The organism is Kribbella antibiotica, assembly GCF_004349055.1.
Lineage (GTDB): Bacteria > Actinomycetota > Actinomycetes > Propionibacteriales > Kribbellaceae > Kribbella > Kribbella antibiotica.
The window spans coordinates 1-11392 of sequence record NZ_SMKX01000225.1; the positions used below are offsets into that span (position 1 = coordinate 1).

At 67.2% G+C, this 11392-nt stretch carries 14 protein-coding genes; 8 read left to right on the top strand and 6 right to left on the bottom strand.

What is annotated here, in order from left to right:
* Positions 1 to 72: 72 nt before the first annotated feature.
* The 4 genes from E1263_RS43035 (at position 73) to E1263_RS44190 (ending at position 3703) form a co-directional block, all read left to right on the top strand.
* Positions 73 to 231, top strand: a complete 159-nt coding sequence (locus E1263_RS43035) for a hypothetical protein (protein ID WP_165956921.1) — start codon at positions 73 to 75, stop codon at positions 229 to 231.
* Between the two features lie 142 nt (positions 232 to 373).
* A complete protein-coding gene (locus tag E1263_RS44185) occupies positions 374 to 502 on the top strand; it encodes a hypothetical protein (protein WP_272949727.1) in 129 nt (42 codons plus the stop codon).
* 13 nt (positions 503 to 515) lie between these two features.
* Entirely contained in the window at positions 516 to 671 is a 156-nt protein-coding gene (locus E1263_RS43040) for a hypothetical protein (RefSeq protein ID WP_165956922.1), read from the top strand.
* A 113-nt stretch (positions 672 to 784) separates the two neighbouring features.
* Positions 785 to 3703 carry a helix-turn-helix transcriptional regulator gene (locus tag E1263_RS44190; RefSeq protein ID WP_132177280.1) on the top strand — a complete coding sequence of 973 codons (2919 nt, stop codon included), beginning with the start codon at positions 785 to 787 and terminating at the stop codon, positions 3701 to 3703.
* A gap of 211 nt (positions 3704 to 3914) precedes the next feature.
* On the opposite strand, the gene E1263_RS40010 is transcribed toward E1263_RS44190, so the two are convergent.
* The 4 genes from E1263_RS40010 to E1263_RS40025 all read right to left on the bottom strand — a co-directional run bounded on the left by E1263_RS40010 (position 3915) and on the right by E1263_RS40025 (position 6502).
* Positions 3915 to 4118 (bottom strand): hypothetical protein, encoded by a 204-nt coding sequence (locus tag E1263_RS40010; protein ID WP_132177281.1) that lies wholly within the window; start codon positions 4116 to 4118, stop codon positions 3915 to 3917.
* 242 nt (positions 4119 to 4360) lie between these two features.
* The gene (locus E1263_RS40015; RefSeq protein ID WP_202869287.1) at positions 4361 to 5380 is read right to left on the bottom strand and encodes a dipeptidase; all 1020 of its coding nucleotides are present in this window, start codon (positions 5378 to 5380) and stop codon (positions 4361 to 4363) included.
* Entirely contained in the window at positions 5380 to 5736 is a 357-nt protein-coding gene (locus E1263_RS40020; RefSeq protein WP_132177282.1) for an NADH-quinone oxidoreductase subunit A, read from the bottom strand. The genes E1263_RS40015 and E1263_RS40020 overlap by 1 nt, the downstream gene beginning before the upstream one ends.
* A gap of 10 nt (positions 5737 to 5746) precedes the next feature.
* The gene (locus E1263_RS40025) at positions 5747 to 6502 is read right to left on the bottom strand and encodes a hypothetical protein (RefSeq protein ID WP_132177283.1); all 756 of its coding nucleotides are present in this window, start codon (positions 6500 to 6502) and stop codon (positions 5747 to 5749) included.
* 303 nt (positions 6503 to 6805) lie between these two features.
* On the opposite strand from E1263_RS40025, the gene E1263_RS40030 reads away from it, so the two are divergent.
* On the top strand, positions 6806 to 8761 hold the full coding sequence (locus E1263_RS40030) for a 2-oxoacid:acceptor oxidoreductase subunit alpha (RefSeq protein WP_238162008.1): 1956 nt from the start codon (positions 6806 to 6808) through the stop codon (positions 8759 to 8761).
* Positions 8758 to 9840 carry a 2-oxoacid:ferredoxin oxidoreductase subunit beta gene (locus E1263_RS40035; RefSeq protein ID WP_132177284.1) on the top strand — a complete coding sequence of 361 codons (1083 nt, stop codon included), beginning with the start codon at positions 8758 to 8760 and terminating at the stop codon, positions 9838 to 9840. Before E1263_RS40030 ends, E1263_RS40035 begins: the two co-directional genes overlap by 4 nt.
* A gap of 42 nt (positions 9841 to 9882) precedes the next feature.
* Here the strand turns inward: E1263_RS40035 and E1263_RS40040 are convergent, their stop codons facing one another.
* Together E1263_RS40040 and E1263_RS40045 are read right to left on the bottom strand one after the other, a co-directional pair.
* Positions 9883 to 10263: a type II toxin-antitoxin system VapC family toxin gene (locus E1263_RS40040; RefSeq protein WP_132177285.1), complete on the bottom strand. Its 381-nt coding sequence runs from the start codon at positions 10261 to 10263 to the stop codon at positions 9883 to 9885.
* Complete coding sequence (locus E1263_RS40045) at positions 10260 to 10511, bottom strand: type II toxin-antitoxin system Phd/YefM family antitoxin (protein ID WP_132177287.1); 252 nt, start codon at positions 10509 to 10511, stop codon at positions 10260 to 10262. The genes E1263_RS40040 and E1263_RS40045 overlap by 4 nt, the downstream gene beginning before the upstream one ends.
* 35 nt (positions 10512 to 10546) lie before the next feature.
* On the opposite strand from E1263_RS40045, the gene E1263_RS40050 reads away from it, so the two are divergent.
* On the top strand, positions 10547 to 10819 hold the full coding sequence (locus E1263_RS40050) for a hypothetical protein (protein WP_132177289.1): 273 nt from the start codon (positions 10547 to 10549) through the stop codon (positions 10817 to 10819).
* A 356-nt stretch (positions 10820 to 11175) separates the two neighbouring features.
* The coding region (locus tag E1263_RS40055; protein ID WP_238161786.1) for a transposase domain-containing protein at positions 11176 to 11392 on the top strand (217 nt) is incomplete at its 3' end.

The following is an 11392-nucleotide window of genomic DNA, read 5'->3' on the forward strand; positions in this document are numbered from 1 at the left end:
GGGTAGGGGTGGGGCCCGGCCTAGGGAGTTGTGCCGATGTGGCCCTCCCCCTCAGACGCGCACTGTCTGGGTATGTCCTTCTACACACCGGAAATGATCAGGGCCGAGGCCCGGTACCGCCAGGAGAAGCTCCGGCGTTCGTACCAGCGTCCGCTCTGGTTCCAGCGCAAGCCGAAGACGCAGCGCCCTGAGCCCTGCGCCCCTGAACTCCGCGCCCACCCCGCGATGTGACCCCTCTCTAGGCATGACGCCGGGCTCCCTAGGACCCCCTAGGGAGCCGGCATAGGGAGGAGTTCCGATGTGCGGAGCTACCTCAGAAGAACAGAGTTACTGATGTCGGCAAGTAGGCCGGCAACACACCAAGGAGAACCCCATGTACTCGAACGCATCGGTCAAGGCAGAGGTCGACTACCGCAGGGAGCGCCTCACCCGTGACTACCGGCAGCACCGCAGTGGCGGCGCCCGCCGGACCCTCAACCACTTGTTCGGCCGGAAAGCCTGAAGGGAGGTACACCATGTTCATCACACCGCAGACGATCAAGGCAGAGACTGCCTACCGCCAGGAGCGCACCAAGCGTGAGTTCCGCAGGCTGACCCGCCGGACGCGTCCGGAGCAGGCTGCCAAGCCCGCCCCGCGGCACGCCCGCCGGACTTTCACCACGGCCGCATGAGCCCGGTGACCGCCGTCCCTGACCCGCTAGTCCGGGTCAGGGACGGCATTTTTGTTGCCGGTGGCGCTCATCGGACGGAATGCCGTCGATTTGTGTCGGCTCCAGGGGCGAAGATGGACGACGTGCCCTGGACCTCGACACCTCTCGTCGGCCGTTCGACCGAAATGGCCGCCCTCCTCAGCACCGTCGACGACGCCAAAACGCGTCGTGCCGGTGCCGTTCTGCTGTCCGGTGACGCGGGCGTCGGCAAGACCCGGCTGCTGGACGAGGTGGCCACCGGTGCCCATGAGCGGGGCTTCGGCGTCCTGGTCGGGCACTGCACCGACTTCGGCGATGCCGGTCTGCCCTATCTGCCGTTCTCCGAGATCTTCGGCCGCCTGGCCGGCGACCGGCCGGATCTGGTCGAGAGCGTGCTCAAGAACTTCCCGGCGATCGGCCGGCTGCTGCCCACCCACCGCCTGATCGGCGCTCAGCCCGTCGCGCAGGACGGCCCGATCGACCGGGCCGCGTTGTTCGACGCGGTGCTCGGCGCCTTCACCGCGCTGTCGACCAGCGAGCCGCTGCTCGTCATCGTCGAGGACGCACACTGGGCCGACGACGCGACCCGGGACCTGATCGGTTTCCTGATCACCCGGCTGACGGCGCAGCGCCTCTCGCTCGTGGTCTCGTATCGCAGCGACGATCTGCACCGGCGGCATCCGCTGCGCCGTCCGATCGCGGAGTGGTCGCGCAACCCGCGCGTCCGCCGGGTCAACCTGCTCCCCCTCGATGCGACCGAGTCCCGTTCGCTCCTCGACTCCCTGCTCACCGAGCCGCTGCCAGAGATGGATGTACGGCGAATCCTCGAGCGCGCGGGCGGTAACGCCTTCTTCACCGAGGAGCTCGTCGCCGCATCGTCGATGGGCGACTCAGCCGCCGTACCGCCTGATTTGGCTGACCTACTGCTCGTCCGGCTCGACCCACTGTCCGATGGGGCGCGTCAGGTCGCGCGGGTGATCGCAGTGGCCGGTCGCCGCGTTCCGCACACGCTGCTGACCACAGTGGCCGGGCTGCCCGACAGCGAGCTCGATGCGGCGCTGCGAGAGCTCATCGACGCGCACATCATCGACGTACCGGGCAATGCGAGCTACTACTTCCGCCATGCGTTGCTGGCCGAGGCCGTGTACGACGACCTGCTGCCAGGCGAGCGAGTGCGCCAACATGCGTCATATGTGCAGGCGCTGAAAGACCAGACCGTCGCCGGTACGGCGGCTGAGCTGGCCGGCCATGCCACTCGCTCCCATGACTTGGCGACCGCGTTCGAGGCGCGTGTCCGGGCCGGTGAGGAGGCGATCTCGGTCGCCGCGCCGCAGGAGGCGTTGAAGCACTACGAGATGGCGCTGGAGCTGCTGCCGAATGCAGCCGAGGACAACACGATCGACAAGACCTGGCTGATCGCCGAGACCGCGATGGCGGCCACCCTGTCGTCGCAGCACCTGCGCGCACTCAAACTGCTCCGCAAGGCGCTGGCGGATCTGCCGGCCGACTCGCCCAAGGTGCAGCGGGCGCAGTTGCTGCTGCCGCTGGCCGACATCGCGTTGATCATCGACCAGGACCAGGAGGCCAACGAGGCGGCAACACAGGCGCTCAAGCTGGTGGCCGATGAGCCGTCGACGGTCTTCAAGGCGCAGGTCGCCACGCTTTACGCGCGGGTGTCTGCGGGTCTGGGCAGGTCGATGGAGGCTGAGCGGTGGGCGCACAAGGCGCTTGAGATCGCTCGCGAGGCCGGTCAGGAGTCTGCCGCCGGTGACGCCGGGATCACGCTCGCGCAGCTGCGTCGCCGGGCCGGCGATCCGGCCACGGCCACCCGGCAGATGGAGGAGGCGGCGGTCCGGGCTCAGCTGACCGGCGATGCCGCGGCCGAGGTTCGCAGCCGGTTCCTGCTCGGCTCGATCCAGTACGAGGAGGGCGACCTCCAGGCAGCGAAGGCCACGCTGGCCACCACCTGTCAGCGGGCTGGTGAGCTCGGGCGGCAGTGGGCGGCGTACGGGTTCGATGCCCGGCGGACGCTGGGGCTGGTGCAGTTCACGCTCGGCGAGTGGGATGCGTCGACCGTCACGACCCAAGTCGATTCCGGTACGCCGATGGCGTCGGCGGCCGCTTTGCGCGCCATCGAGTTCAATGTGCGCAGCGGTCGTGGAGACAATGCCGTGGCCGACGAGCTGGAGATGCTGCGGAAGTGGTGGGCGCTGGACGTCATCCTGCCGATCACCGGGCTGCAGCCCGCGGTTGACGCGTACCGGCGGTCCGACCGGATCGCAGAGGCGCAGAAGCTGATCGCCGACGTGACGACCCTGTGTGCGGACATCTTCCAGACCGAATTGTTCACCGGCCGGGTTCGCTTCTCGGCGCTCGGCCTGCAGCTGCTCTGTCATCGTGCGGTCGGCGAACCGTCCGCGGCCAAGGACCTGGTTGAGCAGGGCGCCGAGCTCGTCGCGATCGGGCAGACCACCGCTGAGAAGGGGTTGCCGCCGGGTCGGCTGCTGGGCGTCGAAGGGCTGTCTTGGCTGTCGCGGCTGGAGGCCGAGTGGGAGCGGCTGCGCTGGCTGACCGGGATCGATCCGCCGTCGCCCGAGGAGCATGTCGCGGTGTGGCAGCGGACGATGGAGTCGTTCGGCTACGGGAACGTCCATGAGCAGGCGTGGTCTCGCGCGCGGCTGGCCGATGCGCTACGAGCGGCCGGTCGGGTGGCGGAGGCGAATGAGCAGGTCACGCTGGCTGCTGAGACGGCCCGGGCGCTAGGCGCTAAGCCGTTGCTCAACGAGCTCGGCGGGGCTGAGGGCCCAGGGCTGGGCGGCGGCGCACTGACCGCGCGGGAGACCGAGGTGCTGAAACTACTGGCCGAGGGCCGGACGAACCGGCAACTCGCCCGCGAGCTCTACATCAGCGAGAAGACGGTCAGCGTGCACGTCTCGAACATCCTCGGCAAACTCGGCGTCCGCTCCCGCACCGAAGCGGCCGCGGTGGCCCGGCGAGACGGCTTGCTGGGTTAAGGAATCGGCAATCGTTCGAATGACCCAGCACGGTCTGTTGCCATCAACGGCGCCAGTAACAAGCGGCTGACCCAGCACGGATTGTTGCTGCGTCGAACGATTGACCTACGACACAGAGTGCACCGCTCACGATCGGCGGTGTGGGGGTCGCGGATCATGAGCGGTGCTGGGCGGAGCCCGGTGTGGGGACCGGGACAATCCAGAAGCTCTGTCAGCCGTGCTTTCGATGCCGGCCGTGCTCGGGCGCGACCCGATGGGATCGCCGGTGCGCCAGCTCGTCCGCCGGTACGACGGCCGGCCGGTCGACGTGCGTGATGTCGTCGAAGACGTGCTGTGCGTGCCTCAGCCGGGTCGCCAGCAGCAGGAGCATGGCGGCCGCGACGATGCCGATCGCCACCCAGAGTTGCCAATACATCGCCTCACCACCCTCTGCCTGTGTGGTACCCCGGCGTAATCACGATAACCACAAATCAACCTCTTGGCGACAGCGCGGACGCATTCCGTTATGAGCACGGCGATCATGGTCACGATAGTTGCCTGATGCAAATACATACGGTGACCAGGCAACTTCCGGGCCCTCCCGAAAGGTGACACTACGTCACCTTCAGGAAAACGAGAATCCCCGGACCATCAATACGGAGCGCGACGAAAATCGGTTCACGCAACGGTTGAGAGCAGCGCGGTCAGATTCGCGCCGACGACCTTGCGCAGGGTCGCTTCGGGCATCCCGCGCCGCTGCAACGCCGCGGTGACCAGCGGCATCCCGGCCGGTCCTTCCAGACCGTCGACGTAGACGCTGGTGTCGATGCCCTGGATGATCAGCGGCCGGTCGCAGGCCGGGACCTTCTCGTCCCACACCTCGGCGACGAAGTCGCTGCCGAAGCCGACATGATCGGCGCCGGCCACGTCGACGACGTACTCGAGATGGGCGGCCAGGTCATCGATGGTCGGCTTCGCGGTGGTGCTGAGGAAACCGGCGAAGAAGTTCACGCAGACCACGCCGCCGGTCGCGGCGATCGCGCGCAACTGCGCGTCGGTCAGGTTGCGGTGGTGGTCTCGCAGCCCGAAGGCGCTGGAGTGCGAGGCAACGATCGGTTTCCGGGCCAGCTCGAGGATGTGCCCGACCCCGGCCCGGCCGACATGCGAAACATCGATCAGTACGCCGAGCTCTTCCAGCAACCCGACCGCCTCAACGCCGGCCAGGGTGAGTCGGCCCCCGGTCGCGTCCTCGCCCGAGCCGTCGGCCAGGGCGCTGCGGCCGAAGTGGGTGAACGACACCATCCGGACCCCGAGGCGCTGCAGCGTATGGAACAGCTCGAGGTCGTTGTCGATCTGCGGGCAGCCTTCCAGCGCCAGCACCAGCGCGATCTTCCCGGCGGAATTCGCCGCCGCGATGTCACCGGGCGCCGTACAGAGTGCGACTTGGTCCGCATTGCCGTCGGCGATCTGATGCGCGGCCTCGATCATCCGCAGCGTCTCGCGCAGCGCACCCTCGGGGCGGAACTCGTCGTCGATGAACACCGGCAGCACCTGGACGTCGATCCCACCGTCGCGCAACTGCGGAATCCACCGCTCCCGGAAGTACGACGCCCAGACCGCCTTCGGCCGGCGTGCCACCAGCATCAGCAGGTCGTTGTGCGCGTCCGCGACGATCGCGTTGCGGTGAAAGTCGTTCATCAGGTCCACCGAATGACGCCCTTGCGGTAGGCGTAGAGCAGCCCGACCGCAACGAAGGCGAGGAAGATGAACATCTCGATCAGCGTGGCGACGCCGAGCGTCGCGAACACGGTCGCCCACGGGAACAGGTAGACCGCGTCGACGGCGAAGATCACGTACAGATAGGCGAACAGGTAGTACCTGATGTGGACCTGCGCCCACCCCTCGCCGACCGGATCGACCCCGGACTCGTACGTCGTGAGCTTCTCGGCGGTCGGATAGGTCACCGTCAACGCCTTGTTCAGCGCGAACGCACCGATCAGCCCCAGCAGACCGAGGACGACGACCGCGGCGACAACGCCATAGCTCTCCGACACAGCTCGCAGCTTAGTTGGTGCAGAGCAGGTAGGAGTCGACGGAGATGTAGGGGCCGTAGCCGGACTTCACGTCGGTCGCCTGCAGCCGGAGCCGGGTGACACCGTCGATGCCGGCCGCGAGGTTGCCCTCGGTCTCCTGCAACTGCCGGACCGACGCGATCGCCTTCGCCCGCGGGCCGTTGTGGATCGAGAGCCGCGCGCTGCCGTCGGTCAGGTTCCCGAGCCAGCTCTTGAATGCGCGACAGTCGGTCGAGTCGACCTCGCCCCAGACGAACCCACCCTTGTCAGCGAGCAGGTCGGCCTCGGAACGCCGCGGACCTTCGCTCGGCGGGATCACCGTGAACTGCGGGTTCGCCTTACCGCCCGAAGCCAGCACGCCACGCTTGAACAGACCGCGCCAGACATAGTGCTTGAAGGTGATCGGCTTCGAAGTAGCAGCCGGGTACGGCGCCTGTGCGTACACGTTGAGGCGGTAGTCGCGCACCGAACCGGGCTGGGTGACCTTGATCGTCACCCCGGTCCCGGCCGAGAGCCCGTAGCCGATCTCCTGCCATTTCTTCGTGGTCGGGATCCATTGGTGCAGCCGGATCCGCGTCCCGTTCGCCGGGGCCGGCGTGACCGTGCCGGTCACCGTGATGACCCCGGTGGTGGCATTGGTCGTCTTGATCCCGGTGATCTTCGCGCCACGGGTCGACGCATCCGCGGCCGCGGGCAGCACAGCGGACGTCGTACGGTCGCTGTGATCCGCCGCTCCGGACAGAGTCATCCCGCCGTCCGAGGGCGCAGCCGGAGCCGTGCAGGCGGTGAGTGCGAATAGTAAGCAGGTGGCAGCAGCTGTGCCAGCAAACAGGGAACGACGAACCATGGAGACACAGTGCCTGTTGGGACTCTGTCTCCGCAACCGCGTGACTGCCGAGCGTAGCGACGTACTGGTTCTTCAACAGCGCGTCCCAGGCCGTGGACCGGCACGGCCGACCCGTGTTTCCGGGACAACTCCGAACTAACATTGAGCTACCGCCCTGCCCTGGGGGGACCGGCTGCGCTGGCCGGCCCAAGTGCCGACTTGGAGATGATCAGAACAGTGACCATCGAGGTCAAACAGCTCGATCGTGTCGTGATCCGTTTCGCCGGCGACTCAGGTGACGGGATGCAGCTCACGGGGGACAGATTCACCGCCGAGACGGCATCGTTCGGCAATGACTTGTCGACGTTGCCCAATTTCCCCGCCGAGATCCGGGCACCAGCCGGGACCCTGCCGGGCGTGTCGTCGTTCCAGCTCCACTTCGCCGACCACGACATCCTGACGCCGGGTGATGCACCGGACGTCCTGATCGCGATGAACCCGGCCGCCTTGAAGGCCAATCTCGAGGACGTCCCGCGCGGCGCGACGGTCATCGTCGACACCTCCGACTTCACGCCCCGGAACCTGAAACGGATCGGGTACGACGAGAATCCGCTGGAGAACGGCGAGCTCGAGGCGTACCACGTGGTCGCGCTGAACCTGACCGGTATGACGGTCGAGTCGGTCAAGGAGTTCGGGCTGTCCCGCAAGGACGCGTCCCGGGCGAAGAACATGTACGCGCTCGGTCTCGTCTCCTGGCTGTTCCAGCGGCCGGTCGACTCGACGATCACGTTCCTGCAGACCAAGTTCGCGGGTAAGCCGGACATCCGGGATGCGAATATCGCGGCCTTCCGGGCGGGCTACAACTTCGGCGAGACGGCCGAGGAGTTCTCGGTCCGCTACGAGGTGAAGCCGGCGGTGATGCCGACCGGCACCTACCGGAACATCTCCGGCAACCTCGCGCTGGCGTACGGCCTGGTGGCGGGCGCGCAGCGAGCGGGCCTGGCGATGGTGCTGGGCGCGTATCCGATCACGCCGGCGTCGGATGTTCTGCATGAGCTGTCGAAGCTCAAGCGGTTCAACGTGACGACGATTCAGGCCGAGGACGAGATCGCCGGTGTCGGCGCTGCCCTGGGTGCTTCGTTCGGTGGTGCGCTCGGCGTGACCACGTCGTCCGGGCCCGGGATCTCACTGAAGTCCGAGACGATCGGTCTCGGCGTGATGCTCGAGCTGCCGCTGATCGTCTGCGACATCCAGCGCGCCGGCCCTTCGACCGGCATGCCGACCAAGACCGAGCAGGCCGATCTGCTGCAGGTGATGTTCGGGCGGAACGGCGAGGCGCCGCTGCCGGTGCTTGCCGCGCAATCTCCGGCCGACTGTTTCGCGATCGCTGTCGAGGCGACTCGGATCGCGGTCACCTACCGGACGCCGGTCATCGTGCTGTCCGACGGTTATCTGGCCAACGGTTCCGAGCCGTGGCAGATCCCGTCGGTCGACTCGCTGCCGACGATCGACCCCAACTTCACGGTTGAGCCGAATGCGACCGACGCTCAGGGCAAGGCGACGTACCTGCCTTATCTGCGTGACCCGGAGACGCTGGCGCGCGCGTGGGCGATCCCCGGAACGGCGGGGCTGGATCACCGGATCGGTGGTCTGGAGAAAGAAGACAAGACCGGCAACATCTCGTACGACCCGGCCAACCACGACCTGATGATCCGCACCCGGCAGGCCAAGATCGACGGCATCGCCCGGACCATCGAGCCGCTGCACGTCGACGACCCGGACGGTACGGCGAAGGTGCTCGTGCTCGGCTGGGGCTCGACGTACGGGCCGATCGGGGCCGGTGTGCGGCGGGTGCGGGCAGTCGGCGGGAAGATCGCGCAGGCACACCTTCGGCATCTGAATCCGTTCCCGGCGAATCTCGGGGACGTGCTGCGCAGCTACGACAAGGTGCTGGTCCCGGAGATGAACCTGGGGCAGCTGGCGATGCTGCTGCGGGCGAAGTACCTGATCGATGTCGTTTCCTATGCCCAGGTCCGCGGCATGCCGCTCGGCGCGGCCGAGCTGGCCGAGGTGATCGGCAACCTGGTCGAGGAGACCGCGGGGATCGACGACGACGCCCGCCAGCTGGGCACGGCGGCGGCGAACCTGACGCACTGGGATCACCTGGAGGGTGCACGATGAGCACGGTTGATCTGGGACTGCCCGGTGGTCTGCCCAGCGGTTTGCAGGGCGTGCCGGCGGCGGATGCACCGCAGAACCGCAAGGAGTACGTGTCGGACCAGGAGGTTCGCTGGTGCCCGGGGTGCGGCGACTACGCCGTACTGGCTGCTTTTCAGGGGTTCCTGCCGGAGCTCGGGATCAAGCGCGAGAACATCGCGATGGTGTCCGGGATCGGCTGCTCGTCACGGTTCCCGTACTACCTGTCGACGTACGGGATGCACTCGATCCACGGCCGCGCGCCGGCGATCGCGACCGGGCTGGCGACGGCACGGCCGGATCTGAGCGTGTGGGTCGTGACAGGTGACGGCGACGCGCTGTCGATCGGCGGCAACCACCTGATCCACACCCTGCGCCGCAACGTGAACCTGAAGATCCTGCTCTTCAACAACCGCATCTACGGTCTGACGAAGGGCCAGTACTCCCCCACCTCCGAGCCCGGCAAGGTCACCAAGTCCACGCCGATGGGCTCGGTCGACACCCCCTTCAACCCGGTCTCGCTGGCCCTCGGCGCCGAAGCCACCTTCGTCGCCCGCACCATCGACTCCGACCGCAAACACCTCACGTCGGTGTTGAAGGCGGCCGCCGAGCACCGCGGCACGTCGTTCGTCGAGATCTACCAGAACTGCCCGATCTTCAACGACAACGCCTTCGACGCCATCAAGGACCCCGAAACCCGCGACGACGCGATCATCCCGCTCGTCCACGGCGCCCCCATCCGCTTCGGCACCGACGGCCACCTAGGCGTAGTCCGCGACGGCTTCGCCTCCCTGGCAGTCCGCGAAATAGCCGACCTCCCCGGCGGCGAGGCCGACCTGGTCATCCACGACGCCCACACCCCCGACCCCGCCTACGCCTTCGCCCTCTCCCGCCTCACCGACTCCGGCATCCTCCACCAGGCCCCCATCGGCATCTTCCGCTCCGTGGACCGCCCGGCGTACGACGATCTGGTCCGCCAGCAGATCACCACCGCCACCGAGTCCCAAGGCGCCGGCGACCTCCAGTCCCTCATCACCGGCGCCGACACCTGGACCGTCGCCTAGCCCAGATGAGTGCTGTCTGGCCGCGCGACACGAGCCGCACGGTCAGACAGCAACAATTTCCACGAAATCGTTCAGGTGAACGAAATCTTTCGGGTTTCGGGTGTAGAGAACTGCTTCGTGTGTGGCGGCCGTGGCCGCGATGACGAGATCGAATGAGCGGGCACGCGGTTGCCGACCAGCAGCCGCCACGGTCGCGGCGATGGCGCCGTACGTGCGAGCGATCGCATCCGTAACCGGCAACGCCTCGAAGGCCCGTTCGAGGACAGCCAAGCGACGTAGCCGTGCGGCGCGAATCTCTGGTGCCTTCGCCATCAAGACACCGAAATGCAGTTCAGCCAGGCTGATAGTGCTGATCGCGAACTCCGCGTCGACCGGCTCGGACAGGCCATCGATGAGGACACTGGTGTCGAGCACGACCCTCATCCCCGGGGCTCCCAGGGGTCGACGAGCTCATGGTCAATCAGCTCACGATCGGCCGTCCATTCCTCGTCAGTACGAGGACTCAAGACGTCGGCAATCTCTTCGTACCGCCGCCAATGCCCTCGCTCCGGCGGCCCAAGCACGGCAGCCGGACGACCGGACACAGTGATCATCAGATGTTCGCCGGCTTCCGCTCGGCGCACCAGATCACTCGCGTGCTGCCGCAGCTCCCGCAATCCCAATGCGTCCATACATCGAGGCTAGCACATGTGCTACACGATGGCCGTTGATAGCCCAGTCGGACATCGGCCACCGAACCGAGGACGGGCGACCCGACCTGCGCATCGCGGCGTTGTGGGTGGAGTCCGCCCCGAGCCTCGGCCCCGGCGAGACAGCCTCAGTCCGCCTGGCTCCCCTACGGCCTGAGCACTGGCGACACCTGAAAGTCGGTGGCTTGATCACCATGTACGAGGCTCAACCCGTCGCCGGCCTCGCCGAAATCATCGAGCTGCTTCCGCCCGTACTGCACCTGCCGCCGCGGACCGCCCCCACTGAGTAACCTCTCCAGAGGGCGAGTCTCGGGCAACGGTCAGGCGGGGGCGGCGCAGGTGCGGCGTGCTTAGTGAGTGTCGGCGGTCCGGGGTCGCGGACCGCCATCACCGTCTAACTCTTCGGGCGGTAGCTGGCTCACGCTCAGCGGTTCCGCGGCGAGCACTGCGGAGGCACGTTAGTGGGTGATGCAGGTCCGCTCGCCCGCCGCCCCGACCCCTCGCGCATCTGATGGGTTGACCCCAAGGCCGGTTAGTTAAGGCGGGTTGGGTGGTGTCAAGGCGGTGTGTTGAACGTGAAGCAGCGGAGCTCGTTGGGTAGACAGGTTTGTCCTCGCGAGACAACCAGCTACCGAATGAGGCTCCGCTGCCTGTCCAGTCTGTCATCACCCGCACGATCGAGGTGGCCGAGGGTGCGTTCGCGCCTGGCCATCTGGGCGAGTTGACCCAGCACCTACCGTTCGAGATGGTCGACGAAGCCCTGGCCGAGTGCCGCCGGGTCCAGGTCCGGGTGCGTGATCTGCCCGCCCGGGTTGTGGTCTATCTGGTGGTGGCCGGATGCCTGTTCCCGGACTTGGGCTATC